The following is a 13,490-nucleotide window of genomic DNA, read 5'->3' as shown; positions in this document are numbered from 1 at the left end:
TGCGGGTGCGGGGGCGGACGGGTAGGACTGCGGGCGCAGGTGCCCCGTTCATACCGTAGAGGAATCGGCGAGACGCCAGTCGGCGAAGTCGAAACCCGGCGAAACGAAACAGGAGACCAGCACCTCGCTGTCATCGAGCGGACGGGCCGCCTGCCACACTCCGGCGGGCACGAGCGCCTGTGCAGCATCGTCGGGACCGAGCACGATGATCTCGGCGTCGCCCGGTGCCGCATCGGAGCCCCCGAGACGGAGCTCGAGGCGACCCGGACCGTGCCAGAGCCAGAGCTCGTCACTGGAGACGACGTGCCAGGCGCTGGACTCGTCGGACATGAGCAGGTAGTGGATGCACGTCGCCGCGGGACGTGCGCCGCCGGCGGTCTCGATGGGGATCGGACTGGTCCAGGTCCGGCGGAACCAGCCGCCCTCGGGGTGCGGCTCGAGTGCGAGGCGGATCGCGGTCGAGGGGATGGACTCAGACATGGGGCGTCTCCGTGGCGTGCCGGTCAGGGGTTTCGAAAGCAGCGGTCGCATGACGCACCTCGCCGGCGATGACCGTGGCGGCCGACCGCCCCGCGCCCGACTCCACGAGCTCGACCACGGCATCGGCACCCGGCGCGACGTCGAAGAAGGCGAGATCCGCGAGCGCGCCCACGGCGAGATAGCCGGTGCGGTCCGGGCCGACATCGATCCCCATCGCGTGCGCTCCGCCCAGGGTCGCGGCGTTCAGGAGGCGCGCGTGCAGATCGCGGTCGGTGTACCCCTGTGATCTGGCGATGCGGGCGAGCTCCGCGACGTCCGCGAGCAGGTCGAGGGAAGGGCTCGAGGACAACGAGTCGGTGCCCACGGCGATGGGATTGCCTTCCCGCAGATAGGCGGCGATCGGCGGCTCCTCCAGACCGATCACCGCGTTCGAGCGCGGGCACAGCGCGACGCTCGTGTGGCGCTCCCGCAGGATCGCCCGGTCACGGGCGCTCATGTAGACGCCGTGCGCGATGTGGCAGTCGGGGCCGAGCACACCGAGCTGGTCCACGAACTCGGTCGCGCTGGTGCCGAAGCCGGCGTCGCGCAGCTCCTGGAAACTCGCGAGACCCGCCGTGTGCCAGGCGTGCGCCTGGTCGTGTGCGAACTCGCTCTCGAACGCCGCCTCGCCGAGGTGGATGTGGATGCGGCTCCCGCGCTCCCGGACGATGTCGGGGATCTCCAGCAGGGGTTCGATGTCGAGGGAGTACGGGGCGTGCGGCGACAGTCCGGTGCCCGGTGGCGTGGGCAGCGCGTCCAGCGAGTCCTCGACCTGACGACGCCCGGTGCGCGCCCACTCCGCGTTGGTCCAGCTCATCACCTCCCAGTAGGTGATGCCGTGCAGACGGGCATCGTGCAGCGCGGACGCCGCAGACCTGTCGGTGACGACGTCCGCGGCGGCGGTCGTGCCGGTACGGATCAGTTTCGCGGCGCCTTCCGCCGCATCCGCGGCCCAGTCCCTTCCGCTCTCGTACACCGGATCGAACGCCGTGACCCAGTCCTCGAAGCCGTGGTAGCGGCCTTGCCCGACCTCGGCCATGCCGGTGTACTGGAGATGGGTGTGCGCGTTGACGAGCCCGGGGATCAGCACACCGGGCCAGTGCACTTCGGTGGGCGCGATGCCCCGGTCGGTCAGCGAGCGCTGCACCCAGGCGCGCTCGCCCACGTGCAGGATCCTGCCGTTCTGGACGGCCACCGCACCGTCGGCGATCGGCGGGGCGGTGATCGGGAAGACCTGCCCAGCCGAGTACAGAGTCACGCCGCTCATGCCGTCGCCTCCCGGTACCGCGGCGAACGCCAGTCGTCTTGGGCGAGCCGCTGTGCATCGCTGCGGACATCGAGGTCCTCGTGCCGTGCCGCCAGGGCTGCGCGAGCGACCGCCTGATCCGCCTCCGCGGGGAACGGATGCACGCCGGCCGGGAGCGGTGAGGCGAGCAGCTGAGCCACGGCGGACAGCTGCACGGCGAAGGAGAGATCCATGATCTCGATCGGATTGCCCTCCGCCGCGGCGAGATTGACGCACCCGCCTCGCGCGACGAGGAGCCCGCCGTCGCCCGCGCTTTCGAGATGCGGGAGTGCCGCACCGGCACGTTCGACCGGGCGCAGCGCCGCCACGTCGACATCGACCTCGCCCGGCACGCCGCCGGCGACGGCCACGATCTCCGCGACGCGCAGGGTCTCGGCGTCGATCGTGTGCGGCGCGCCGGTGGCGGAGATGACCAGCGCGCCCGGTGCGAGGTCGCGGAGATGCCCCGTGACGTAGCCATCGTGCGCCGCGCGGAGCGCGCGGACCGGATCCGTCTCGGTGACGCCCACCGTCGCTCCGAGCGCGCGCAGATGGGCGGCGACCCCTTCGCCGACGGGGCCGTAGCCGATGACCACCGCAGGCTGGTCGCGGACGGAGATCCCGGCGGTGTCGAGCACGTCGGCGACGGCGAACACACACGACTGTCCCGTGCCGTAACGGTTGTCGAAGGCCGTCTTCATGGGAGCGTCGTTGACGGCGATCACGGGGATCCGCAGCGCCCCCTCTGCGACCATCCGGCGCAGCGGGGTCAGGCCGCTCGTCGTCTCCTCCGCAGCGCCCCTCAGGTCGCCCAGCGCGTCCTGCTCGTGAGCCAGCCGGATCAGATGCGAGCCATCGTCCAGCAGCAGGTCGAGACCGCGCCGGAGGAATGCGACGGCGGCGTCGCGTTCTGCTGCTCCGGACAGCGCGGGGTTCCCGTCGACCGGGATCCCGCGCGCACGCAGCGCGGCGGCCACTTCGGGATCGATCTCGTCCGGGTGCGCGTACACCGCGACGTCGGCACCGGCCGCGCGCAGCAGCAGCGCGAGCTGCGCCGTCTTCGGCTCGAGCACCATCGCGATGCCGATCCGGATGCCGCGCACGGTGCCGGCTTCGCGCAGCGCATCGGCGATGCCGCGGGACACGGGCATGTGCACGCCCGCGAAGTCGATGCGCTCGTCCGCGGTGGCCCGCCACGGCAGCGCGTCTCCGTTCAGCAGGATCTCCGTCGTCGACTCCGGCGCGAAGACCACCGATCCCTGGCCGAGTCGTGCACCCAGCCGGGACAGAAGCTCGCGCAGCTCGTCGGCGACCTCGTCCTCGCCGACCACGTCGAAAGTGCGGCCTGCCACCAGCAGGTTGGTCGAACGGGCGAACCGCCGCACGAGTCGTTCGGCGGTCAGAAGGGCGTCGGGCACGTGCTTCAGCGTAGACGTTCCGCCTGCTCCGCCCGCGCCGTGCGACGACGTGCGCTACGCGTCGCGCGCGGCTCGTGGCAGCCGATAGGTGAGCTCCGCGAAGGGACCCGCTCGGCGAACGCCGACCAGCTCGAGCCGCGTGTGATCGAGGTCGCGGGGGAGCAGTGGCTTCCCCGCGGCGAGCGTCACCGGCGCGAAGGTGATGACGATCTCATCGAGCAGGTCCGCATCGACGAACTGGCCTACGAGATCTCCACCGCCGACGATCCAGACATCCTTGCCCGCGGCAGCTGAGACGATGTCCGGCCAGTGCTCGATCACGGACCCCTGCACGAACCGGATGTCGGCGCCGGGCACCCGCTCCCGCTCGCGTCGGGTGAAGACGAACGTCGGACGATCGCCGTAGAACTGCTGCCAGCGCTCGGGATGCTCCATCAGATCCTCGTGACCCCGCACCCATTCGTACGTCGATGCCCCCTCCACCAGTACTCCGATACGTTCCGTGAACGCGGCGATGTCGGCCGTGGCCTCGTCCTGCGGGATCGCCAGAAGCCAGTCCAGCGCATCGTCCGGGTCGGCGAGGAACCCGTTCACAGTCGAGGCGGTGTAGAAGATCGCGCGTGTCATGGGGGAGACCCTACGTGTGGCTGCCGACATCGGCCTCCGCTGCGCGACGCTTCCGATGCAGCTGCCACTCGCGAGCGGTGAGTGCCACGATGAAGACGTCGAAGAGAGTGAGGGCGAGCATCCACCAGCTGAAGTGGACGACGAGCTCGTAGCCCTGAATGACGATGAAGACACCGAGCGCCGCGAGCATCCACGGATACGCCCAGAGCTGCTGCTTCAGCAATGCCCAGACCAGCACGACCTTGATGATCCCGTGCAGCAGCAGGTAGGCCGCCGCGAAGAGCGTCGTCCTGGTGCCCCACGAATCGCCCAGATGGATGGCCCAGTGGAACACGGGGGAGCGCTCGTGCCCGACGAGGACGAACGAGACCACGTCCCCGAGCCAATCGCGCAGCCGGGCCGGCGAGATGAAGAGCAGGGCGAGTCCGCCGATGAGCTCTACGACGCCGTCGAGACCCTTGAGCACGATGCTCACGGCGAAGACCCGATCGAGGGTGCGGTGCTGTCCGGACGCGGCCATGTGCTCGATGCTACGAAGACCGTCTCTTAGACTGCCCTGAGATGAGCGATATCGAGATGCGGGCGCTGCCCGGCGGCACCGTCGGCTTGCATGATGCGCGCACGAAGCGTCGTTGGCAGGTGGCCCTGCAGCCGTTCGAGATCGGTGTCTACGCCGTCACCGAGGAGCAGGTCTCCGAGCTCCTCGGTATCGCGGCGGAGCGGCCGGACCAGCCCGCCGTGGACGTCTCCTGGCAGCGCGCCGTCCGGTTCTGCAACGCCGCCTCGGAGTGGGAGGGGCTGGATCCGGTATATCGGTTCGACGGACCGGAGGTGCGCTGGGACGTCTCGGCGGATGGATTCCGCCTCCCCACGGAAGCGGAGTGGGAGTACGCCTGCCGCGCCGGGTCCACGACCCCGCACTACGGACCGCTTCCGGACATCGCCTGGACAGCCGCCGACGGCGTACGGCATCCGCAGCGTGTGGGGGAGCGGATGCCGAACCTGAACGGACTGTTCGACACGCTCGGCAACGTGTGGGAGTGGTGCTGGGATCTGCTGGATCCGGCCCGCTACGGCGAGTACCGGGTGTTCCGCGGCGGCGGATTCGCCGACGACGCGTGGAACGTGCGTGCCTCGGTGCGCAGGGGCGGGGATCCGCGGACCGCACAGGACGACCTCGGCTTCCGCGTCGCGCGCGGCGGCTTCGACGGTCACGACGCCGCTCAGGGCTGGTCGCTCGCCGCCGACGAGGAACGCGCGCTGTTCTCGGGCCCGCTGCCGACGGGGTGGACCCCGCGGCGCTGACAACCTCTTCGCAGCGACGCTCACCCTCCTGGGCAGTCGCAGACCTCACCGCTCGAACACTGGCACGGGAGCGCCGGATAGTCGGTCTCGTCGACGTGAGACCGCACCTCAAGATCTGTGAGCGGCACGATCGTGGCCTCCCTCAGCGGCTCGGGAGCCCGGCCCGCGGCAGCACCCTCATCGCAGTCCGCAGCCTCAGTGTCGATCCGCGTGCCGTCGGGCGCGACGATGAGCGTCCAGCATGTGCGCAGGGAGACCTGCGCGTAGAACAGCCCGCCGCCGGACTCGCCCCCTGCTGAGGTCGTCAGCGTCATCGCTGTCCCGGAGTCGTCTCGGCGGAGGTCGGTGAGCAGCCAAGATCCTTCCGCGCTGCGCAGGCGGAGGTCTACCAGACCGTCGATGTCCGGCAGCGCGGATTCAGGATCACGCGACAGAAGTGCCCGGAACTGCCAGATCTGATCCTGGAACTTCTCGACCATGGCCGCGAGCCCCTGTCGCGCGCTGCGCTCCGCATCCGCCTGGGGCGACCACGCCGCACAACCGGAGATGAGCGCTGCGCACGCCCCCACCATCAGCGCCCCGATGATCCGGGTCGTCCTCGACCTGTGCATGTCGTCATCGTGACACGGACCACATGCCTCCAGCGGAATCCGTCGGCACGTCACTGTCCGCGTACGCTCTCGAGCACGTCACGGATCGCCGACACGACCAGGGCGGGCCGCTCCACCTGGATCCCGTGGCCGCTGTCCGTCGTGCTGATATGCGTCGCGTGCCATGAGCGTGCGAGTTCGTCCTGCGCGGCCAGCCATCCGGGCCAGGTCGACGCGCCGGGAGTCAACCCGAGGTCCCACGGCTGATCCGAGGAGAGCACGGTGGTCGGCACGTCGGGCACCGGTGCGGCTGTGGCGAACTCCTGCATCGTCGGGTCGTACGCGGGGCTCTCCGCGGTGCCATCCGTACGGGCCGCGGCGATGACGGCCATCCAGGCCCGCCATTGCGCAGGGCTGAACGTCCGGGCGAGCCAGGTGGACGCCGAATCGACGAGGACCAGGCCGACGACGCGCTGAGGGTCCTCGCGCGTGAAGAGTTGCGCGATCAAGCCGCCCCAGGACGCACCGACCAGGACGAGCGGACCGTCCTCGCCGGCGGTGCGGAGCAGATCTCGGAGATCGCGGACACCGTCCTCCGCCGTCGTCGGCTGCGTCACGGGCGTCGACGGGGACGTCGCTCCGTCCTCGCGGATCGTGCCGGGGCGATCATAGGCGCAGACGTGCACGTCCGCGGAGAGCGAGGGCAGCACAGCGGTGGGGCCTGCTGCGGGGGTGGCTGTCGGGAGCGGCGTCTGCGGGCGCGGCAGCGTCGTCCACTCGTCGGCCGCACCGCCCGTGCCGGAGATCAGGACGACAGTCGGGGAGCCGGATCCGCGACAGGTCAGGAACATCTCTCGCGACGTCGAGATGCGCACCATTCCTCCGCGATCAGGGGCGGAGGACGGGGACGAGGCGGGCGCGCCGGGAGGCATCGGGGCACAGCCGCACAACAGCACGAACATCAGCACCGCGGCGACCGACGTCATGCCCCTGTACCGCATCGCGTGCCTCCCGGAGACGGATGATCCTGGCGGCAGGCTATTCCTCCTCGGGGCGCTCGGGAAGTCAGGGGAGGGCGCGGACGAGGACGAGCGACCCCTCGAACCTCGCCCTGTGACGCCACTCGCCGTGTCGGCGATCCCACTCACCCGAGTCGAGCGCTCGGCGGAGGCGATCGGCGTACTCCTCCGCGCTCGTCGGGCTCACGAAGCTCCAGGCCGAGCAGGCCGCCCGTGCACCGGCATCGAGCAGCGCCTCGGGGCGCCCGTAGTAGGCCTCGTTGAACCCGTCGGTGCAGTCCAGCGGGATGGGCACCGGCTCGACGGTGACGCTGCCGCCGAGTCCGTCGGCCAGCGCCGCCAAGGAGGGATAGCGTCGTCGTTCGGTCTCGATGACCTCGGGCGCGTATTCGACGAGCCAGAACCGGTCCAGCAGATCCGGATCGCAGGTGAGGATCGCGACCGGACCGCGGGTGACCCGTCGTATCTCCGCCAGCCCCGCCGGCAGATCCGCCCACTGGTGCACGGAGAAGGTCGTCATCGCCGCGTCGAAGAACGCATCGGTGAAGGGCAGCGACTCTGCGACGGCGTCGAGCGCAGGGGCGAGGTGGGCCGGTCGTTGCGCGCGCATGCTCGCGGACGGTTCGACCGCCGTGACGTCCAGGCCGACCGGCTCATAGCCGCCCGCACCCGCACCGACGTTGAGCACCGACTGCGCGTCGCCGAGAGCGTCACGCACGATCGCCGCGATCCGAGGATCCGGCCGCCGGAAGTCGCTGTAAGTCCCGCCGATGAGCCCGTAGTCCGCGTCACCCGCGCTGCCGTCCTGAGTCCGTGCACGATCCGTCATGCGTCGATCCTCACACGACGGCACTCGGAAGCACGGGGCGTGCGCGAGCGGTGCGATGATGAGGCCATGCCCGTAGACCCGCGTGCGACGACCCTGACGACCGACCGCTTGGTCCTGCGGCCGCAGCGGGTGCAGGACGCCGCCGTGTTCCATCGGTTGTGGACCGAGCGTGACGAGCGGGTTCCCGCGCACCGCAGACTCGACGCGGACGGGCACCCGACGGAGGCCGAGATCGTCGATGACATCCGTCAACGGCGGCGCGGCCCTGCGCGCCCGGGACTGCTGACCGTCGTGCAGAAGGAGAGCGGCGAACCGATCGGATACTGCGGCGTGGTCTGGGATGCGGAGGGCGATCGGCCGGAGCTCGCGTTCGAACTGCTGCGCTCCACGCACAACCGCGGGTATGCAACGGAAGCCGGCGGCGCCGTCATCGGCTGGGCCGGAGACGCGGGCATCGCCCGGCTGTGGGCGAGCGTGTGGGATTGGAACATCGCGTCACGCCGCGCTCTTGAGAAGCTCGGATTCGTCGAGACCGGGACGGTGATCACCGAGAATGCGCACGGCCGCTCGCTCATGACGATGCGCGAGATCTCGCGCTGATCGGCCTATCGTCGAGCCGGAGGAGGTTGCGCATGGCGACGATCGAGGACGTGCGGGCACTCGGATCCGCACTGGAGCGCTCCTACGAGGTCTACGTCCGCGGACGGCTGAAGTTCCGGGTGGGACAGCTCGTGTACGTCGCCTTCTCGGCCGACGAGCGCATCATGGAGTTCGGCTTCCCGAAGGAGCTGCGCGAGGGGCTTGTCGGGGGCCAGCCTGAGAAGTTCCAGCTGCCGTCGCCATCGGACATGCGGTTCCACTGGGTGCGATCCGACCTCGCGGCGCTCGAGCCGGGCGAGGCCCGCGAGTTCGTGGTCGACGCCTGGCGCATGGTCGTGCCGAAGAAGCTCGCACGCGCCTACGATCTGGCCTTTCCCGACGGCCCGGCATGATCCGCGCGTCGGCGCGGTGCGCGCGTTCCCGGATCCTGTGGCACCAGAGCCCCGGGACTTCGGGCCGATGTTCAGCCTGGAGGGGATAGGGTTGTGCCCAGGTTGTTGAAGTTGTGGTTTCTGCCGGGGTTCTGCTCCGGACCAGCTTCTGGGCTCGGACATCGGCCGAGCGGGTATTCAGTTCAGTGACTCTGGTTGCGTCAGCCATCGTGATGCGCTCCCCACCGGTTGGTTCTCTGATCTCTCCTGCTGTTCCCACTTCCGTGTCGTCGCCCACGCCGGCGCCGAGACCCATGTGGAGCCCGGCCGACACGTCTGATCATGGCCGACACCGAGCGCCGAACGGCGCCACCCCAGATTTCCCGACGGCATCGTCGCGGATTCGCGGACCGTTCAACGGGTCCCAGACAAGAAGGAACGACGACATGGCCACTGGCACCGTCAAATGGTTCAACACCGAAAAGGGCTTCGGATTCATCGCCCCCGACGACGGCACCGCTGACGTCTTCGCGCACTTCAGCGCGATCACGGGCGACGGTTACCGCAACCTCGAGGAGAACCAGAAGGTCTCGTTCGATTCCGAGCGTGGCCCCAAGGGCATGCAGGCCGCCAACATCCAGGTGATCTGAGCCTCACGGCAGCGAGCGGGCGTCCCGGCAGTCACATGCCGGGACGCCCGCTTTCTTCTGGGCGCGAGGTTATCCATGTACTGACAGTCCCTGTTCATCCGTTTTCGGCAGGCCTACGGTCGAGTTCATGAGCACCCACTCTCACCCTGAACAACGGCGTCATCATGCCGGCCCTCGGCTTCGGCGTCTTCCAGACGCCGCCCGACGAGACCAGGGACGCCGTCGCCACGGCCCTTGCGACCGGGTACCGGCTGATCGACACCGCGGCCGCATATGCGAACGAACGCGGAGTCGGCGATGCGATCCGCGAGTCCGGCGTCGCCCGTGACGATGTCTTCATCGAGACGAAGATCTGGATCAGCGACTACGGCTACGACCGCACCCTGCACGCGTTCGACAAGAGCGCCCGCAAGCTCGGCGTCGACCGGATCGACCTGCTCCTGCTGCACCAGGCGCTTCCGGGCGAGTTCGACAGAACTCTCGACGCGTACCGGGCCCTCGAGCGGCTGTACAAGGACGGCCGGGTTCGCGCGATCGGGATCAGCAACTTCATGCCCATCCACCTGAATGCCCTGCTTGCGGAGACCGACGTGGTACCGGCGGTGAACCAGGTCGAGGTGCACCCGTTCTTCACCCAGCCGGTCGTGCAGTCAGCCAACGCCGAGCACGGGATCCTCACCCAGGCCTGGTCTCCGATCGGTGGAATCACGTCCTACCGCGGCGAGGGCGGCATGAGCAGGTTCACCGACCCGTCGATCCTCGAGATCGCGGGCAGGTACGGGAAGAGTGCGGCACAGGTGATGCTGCGGTGGCATCTGCAGGAGGGGCGCTCCGCGATCCCCAAGTCCGTCAAGGCCGGCCGCATCGCGGAGAACTTCGACGTGTTCGACTTCGAGCTCACGGGTGATGAGCTGCGCCGTATCGATGCGCTCGACCGGGGCGTGCGTGGTGGCCCGGAACCGGAGATGATCACGCTCGAGGCGTTCGGTCGGGACATCCCCGAAGCCTGAAACGCGGGGGAGAGGCTGTGTCCTCTCTCCCCGGCTCCAGAGACGGAACATGAACACATGAACAATCAGAGCGAGGTGCGCGAGTTCCTGATGACCCGTCGTGCACGTCTCACCCCGGAGCAGGCGGGGATCATCGGCGGCGGCCGCCGCCGCGTCGCAGGTCTGCGGCGGGAGGAGGTCGCGATGCTCGCCGGAATGAGCGTGGACACTACGCCAAGATGGAGCGCGGAAACCTCTCCGGCGTCTCCCCGGAGGTCCTCAACGCTCTCGCCCGCGCCTTGCGGCTCGACGATGCGGAGATCTCCCATCTGCAGGACCTGGCCGCTGCCGCTGCACCGGTCGGGGTACTGCGAAGGAGGAAACCGAGGGTGGAGGCGTCGGTGCGGCCGACCCTGCAGCGTTTCCTCGACACCATCATCGGCACCCCGGTGTACGTGACGAACCCGCGCAAGGACTTCCTCGCGACGAACGTGCTCGGCGCCGCCGTGTTCGCACCGATCATCGATGATCCCGCGAACGGCCGCAACAACGCCCGGTTCGTCTTCCGCAACCCCTTCGCCCGGACCTACTACCCGGACTGGGAGGCGGGCGCCCGCAGCATCGTCGCGACGCTGCGCATCGCCGCAGGCCAGAACCCCCACGACAGAGCACTCACCGATCTCATCGGCGAACTCGTCACCCGCAGCAACACGTTCCGCACCATGTGGGCCGCGCACGACGTCCGCTTCCACCGCTCCGGCACCAAGCGCATCAACCATCCGGTCGTCGGCGACCTCCAGTTCCACTACGAAGCCTTCGACCTTCCCGGCAGCGACGGGCTCGTCATGTACGCCTACACCGTCGACCCTGCGTCGCCCAGCGCCGAACGACTGCAGTTGCTCGGCAGCCTCGCCTCGACCTCCCGAGCGGTGTCGTGATGCGCCTGCAGGGGGATCCGTCGAGCAGCAAGGGCCCGGCGGCGAGGTTCACGGGGGATGTGCAGGTCCCCCCGATCCCCAGTGGCGATCTGCCCCACGGTGATGGACCGGCCGTCACCTGGTCCGAGCACGTCACCGACCAGGAATACCGCGAGGCTGCACGGGCAGCCGAGAAGGACTGACCCCATGACTGATCCCACCCCTGCGCAGCGGGCGATCGGCGACTTCGCCCCCAAGCTGGTCGAACTCACCGACACCGTCTTGTTCGGCGACGTCTGGGCCCGACCCGAGTTGAACCGACGCGACCGCAGCCTCGTCACCGTCGCCGCGCTCGTCGCGAGCGGCGCATTCGAGCAGCTGCCCAATCACCTCCGCCTCGCCCGCGACAACGGGCTCACCGAAGACGAGGTGAAGGAAGCGATCATCCACCTCGCGTTCTACGCCGGCTGGCCCAAAGCCATGTCAGCGATCCAGATCGCCAAAACCGTCTTCACCGACTGACCGAAGGACCAACCCGCATGGCCTCCACGACCGCTCCGATCGCTGTCATCACCGGCGCATCCTCCGGCATCGGCGCCGCCACGGCCCGGGCCCTCCACGCCACGGGCCATCACGTCGTGCTCCTCGCTCGACGCACTGACCGGATCACCGCCCTCTCCGACGAGCTCGGCGACCGAGCCACCGCCATATCCGCCGACATCACCGACCACGATGCGCTCCGTGCGGCAGCCGACCACGTCGCCGCTCTCGGGGGAGCGGACGTCCTCGTGAACAACGCCGGGATCATGCTGCTCGGCCCCTTCGCCACCGCGCAGCGCGACGACTACCGCGCGATGATCGAAGTCAACCTCCTCGGCGCGATCTCGGCCACCGAGGTGTTCCTGGAGCAGCTCAAGACCAGCGGCGCGGCCGACATCGTCAACATCTCCTCGGTCGCGGGGCGTACTGCGCGTGCCGGCAACGGCGTCTACGCCGCGACCAAATGGGGGATCAACGGCTGGTCCGAATCCCTTCGCCAGGAACTCCTTCCGGACGTGCGGGTCATGCTGATCGAGCCCGGCGTGGTCGCGACCGAATTGCCGACTCACATCACCCATGCGGACACGAACGCCGCGGTCAACGAGCTGTACAGCCACGCCGAGGTCACGGCCGACGACATCGCCGAAGTCATCGCCTTCGCGATCAGCCGACCGAGGCACCTCGCGATCAACGAGATCCTGCTCCGCCCGGCGGGACAGGTCTGAACGAGCGACAGCGCCTACCGCACGGCCGGCGCGTCGTCGTGGTCGTGGTCGTGGTCGTCTTCGAGGATCATCCCGACTGACGTGGCGCAGGCGTCTCCCCGCCACGCCTCGACGCCCTCTCGGACGGCCAATCCTGCGATGACGAGCCCTGCGATCGGATCCGCCCACCACCACCCGAACAGGCTGTTCAGCACGAGCCCGACCAGGACGGCCCCGGAAAGGTAGGTGCAGATGAGCGTCTGCTTGGAGTCCGCGATGGCGGTCGCTGAGCCGAGTTCACGGCCCGCACGCCGTTGCGCGAGAGACAGGAACGGCATGACGAGCACGCTCAGCGCGGTGATGACGATGCCGAGAGTCGAATGTTGGACATCGACACGGCCGAGCAGCGCCAGTACCGACGTGGTGGTGACGTACGCGGCCAAGGCGAAGAAGGCGACGGCGATAACGCGCAGCGTCACCTTCTCCCATCTCTCCGGATCACGGCGGGTGAACTGCCATGCGACCGCCGCCGCCGAGAGCACTTCGATCGTGGAGTCCAGGCCGAATCCGATGAGCGCCGTGGAGGACGCAACCGTGCCGGCGGAGATCGCCACGGCGGCCTCCACGACGTTGTAGCCGATGGTCGCGGCCACGATCCAGCGGATGCGTCGCTGGAGCCGGTGGCGGCGGTCGACCGTGAGGCGAGCAGCTGTGCCACTCATGCGCAGTTGCAGCTCTCTCCGGTACAGCACCCCGGCTCGACGAAGAGCACCACGCGCATCAACTCATCGAGTGCCGGCGCGAGATGCGAATCCGCGAGCCGGTACCAGGTGCGCCGGCCGTCGGGAATCGCCTCGACGAGTCCGCAGCCTCTCAAGCAGGCAAGCTGGTTCGACATCACCTGACGTGAAACACCCAGAGCCTCCGCAAGGTCGGAGGGGTGCCGGGGCGATTCACGGAGCGCCAGCAGCACACCGGCCCGCGTGGGATCTGACAGCGCGTGTCCGAGACGCGCCAGAGCAGCCGTGTGCGTCGCTGCGGCGAGGGGAGTGGGCATGGGTCAAAAGTACACAAATGCGTGAATTAACGAAACTGTGTATCGTCGAGGGAAGCCTCCCGCCCGAAAG

The 13,490-nt window shown here is 69.0% G+C and carries 18 protein-coding genes; 8 read left to right on the top strand and 10 right to left on the bottom strand.

Annotated features, from left to right (window positions below):
• Positions 1–48: 48 nt before the first annotated feature.
• Genes ACFWCK_RS08275 through ACFWCK_RS08255 form a run of 5 tightly spaced genes read right to left on the bottom strand, consistent with a single transcriptional unit; the run spans position 49 to position 4,369 of the window.
• A complete protein-coding gene (locus ACFWCK_RS08275; RefSeq protein WP_378805411.1) occupies positions 49–480 on the bottom strand; it encodes a cupin domain-containing protein in 432 nt (143 codons plus the stop codon).
• Positions 473–1,786 carry an amidohydrolase family protein gene (locus ACFWCK_RS08270; RefSeq protein WP_233309476.1) on the bottom strand — a complete coding sequence of 438 codons (1,314 nt, stop codon included), beginning with the start codon at positions 1,784–1,786 and terminating at the stop codon, positions 473–475. The genes ACFWCK_RS08275 and ACFWCK_RS08270 overlap by 8 nt, the downstream gene beginning before the upstream one ends.
• Positions 1,783–3,222: an adenosylhomocysteinase gene (locus ACFWCK_RS08265; protein ID WP_378805410.1), complete on the bottom strand. Its 1,440-nt coding sequence runs from the start codon at positions 3,220–3,222 to the stop codon at positions 1,783–1,785. Before ACFWCK_RS08265 ends, ACFWCK_RS08270 begins: the two co-directional genes overlap by 4 nt.
• A gap of 54 nt (positions 3,223–3,276) precedes the next feature.
• Positions 3,277–3,849, bottom strand: coding sequence for a dihydrofolate reductase family protein (locus ACFWCK_RS08260; protein ID WP_378805409.1), 573 nt, complete (start codon positions 3,847–3,849; stop codon positions 3,277–3,279).
• Positions 3,850–3,859: 10 nt separating this feature from the next.
• Positions 3,860–4,369 (bottom strand): DUF2127 domain-containing protein, encoded by a 510-nt coding sequence (locus tag ACFWCK_RS08255; RefSeq protein WP_378805408.1) that lies wholly within the window; start codon positions 4,367–4,369, stop codon positions 3,860–3,862.
• Positions 4,370–4,410: 41 nt separating this feature from the next.
• On the opposite strand from ACFWCK_RS08255, the gene ACFWCK_RS08250 reads away from it, so the two are divergent.
• Positions 4,411–5,154, top strand: a complete 744-nt coding sequence (locus ACFWCK_RS08250; protein ID WP_233309472.1) for an SUMF1/EgtB/PvdO family nonheme iron enzyme — start codon at positions 4,411–4,413, stop codon at positions 5,152–5,154.
• A gap of 20 nt (positions 5,155–5,174) precedes the next feature.
• Here the strand turns inward: ACFWCK_RS08250 and ACFWCK_RS08245 are convergent, their stop codons facing one another.
• The 3 genes from ACFWCK_RS08245 to ACFWCK_RS08235 form a co-directional block, all read right to left on the bottom strand.
• The gene (locus tag ACFWCK_RS08245) at positions 5,175–5,765 is read right to left on the bottom strand and encodes a hypothetical protein (protein ID WP_378805406.1); all 591 of its coding nucleotides are present in this window, start codon (positions 5,763–5,765) and stop codon (positions 5,175–5,177) included.
• 50 nt (positions 5,766–5,815) lie between these two features.
• The gene (locus ACFWCK_RS08240; protein ID WP_378805405.1) at positions 5,816–6,622 is read right to left on the bottom strand and encodes an alpha/beta fold hydrolase; all 807 of its coding nucleotides are present in this window, start codon (positions 6,620–6,622) and stop codon (positions 5,816–5,818) included.
• Positions 6,623–6,809: 187 nt separating this feature from the next.
• On the bottom strand, positions 6,810–7,592 hold the full coding sequence (locus tag ACFWCK_RS08235; protein WP_378805404.1) for a class I SAM-dependent methyltransferase: 783 nt from the start codon (positions 7,590–7,592) through the stop codon (positions 6,810–6,812).
• A gap of 66 nt (positions 7,593–7,658) precedes the next feature.
• Here ACFWCK_RS08235 and ACFWCK_RS08230 point away from each other — a divergent pair, with 66 nt between their 5' ends.
• From ACFWCK_RS08230 to ACFWCK_RS08200, 7 genes are all read left to right on the top strand, one after another.
• On the top strand, positions 7,659–8,192 hold the full coding sequence (locus ACFWCK_RS08230; RefSeq protein WP_378805403.1) for a GNAT family N-acetyltransferase: 534 nt from the start codon (positions 7,659–7,661) through the stop codon (positions 8,190–8,192).
• A gap of 32 nt (positions 8,193–8,224) precedes the next feature.
• Positions 8,225–8,584, top strand: a complete 360-nt coding sequence (locus tag ACFWCK_RS08225; RefSeq protein ID WP_233309467.1) for a hypothetical protein — start codon at positions 8,225–8,227, stop codon at positions 8,582–8,584.
• Between the two features lie 425 nt (positions 8,585–9,009).
• Complete coding sequence (locus ACFWCK_RS08220) at positions 9,010–9,213, top strand: cold-shock protein (RefSeq protein ID WP_233309466.1); 204 nt, start codon at positions 9,010–9,012, stop codon at positions 9,211–9,213.
• A 164-nt stretch (positions 9,214–9,377) separates the two neighbouring features.
• A complete protein-coding gene (locus ACFWCK_RS08215) occupies positions 9,378–10,223 on the top strand; it encodes an aldo/keto reductase (protein ID WP_378805401.1) in 846 nt (281 codons plus the stop codon).
• A gap of 218 nt (positions 10,224–10,441) precedes the next feature.
• Positions 10,442–11,140 (top strand): transcriptional regulator, encoded by a 699-nt coding sequence (locus ACFWCK_RS08210; RefSeq protein WP_378805400.1) that lies wholly within the window; start codon positions 10,442–10,444, stop codon positions 11,138–11,140.
• A 186-nt stretch (positions 11,141–11,326) separates the two neighbouring features.
• Complete coding sequence (locus ACFWCK_RS08205) at positions 11,327–11,641, top strand: carboxymuconolactone decarboxylase family protein (RefSeq protein WP_233309462.1); 315 nt, start codon at positions 11,327–11,329, stop codon at positions 11,639–11,641.
• Between the two features lie 17 nt (positions 11,642–11,658).
• Positions 11,659–12,384 carry an SDR family oxidoreductase gene (locus ACFWCK_RS08200; RefSeq protein WP_378805399.1) on the top strand — a complete coding sequence of 242 codons (726 nt, stop codon included), beginning with the start codon at positions 11,659–11,661 and terminating at the stop codon, positions 12,382–12,384.
• A gap of 14 nt (positions 12,385–12,398) precedes the next feature.
• Here ACFWCK_RS08200 and ACFWCK_RS08195 read toward each other — a convergent pair whose 3' ends face one another.
• Both ACFWCK_RS08195 and ACFWCK_RS08190 read right to left on the bottom strand, forming a co-directional pair.
• A complete protein-coding gene (locus ACFWCK_RS08195) occupies positions 12,399–13,085 on the bottom strand; it encodes a cation diffusion facilitator family transporter (protein WP_378805398.1) in 687 nt (228 codons plus the stop codon).
• A complete protein-coding gene (locus tag ACFWCK_RS08190) occupies positions 13,082–13,420 on the bottom strand; it encodes an ArsR/SmtB family transcription factor (RefSeq protein ID WP_378805397.1) in 339 nt (112 codons plus the stop codon). The genes ACFWCK_RS08195 and ACFWCK_RS08190 overlap by 4 nt, the downstream gene beginning before the upstream one ends.
• Positions 13,421–13,490 lie beyond the last annotated feature (70 nt).

Source organism: Microbacterium sp. NPDC060117 (genome assembly GCF_042729315.1).
In the GTDB taxonomy this organism is placed as follows: Bacteria; Actinomycetota; Actinomycetes; order Actinomycetales; family Microbacteriaceae; genus Microbacterium.
Note: the sequence above shows the minus strand (reverse complement) of the source record. Positions and strands in the feature narration are given on the sequence as shown.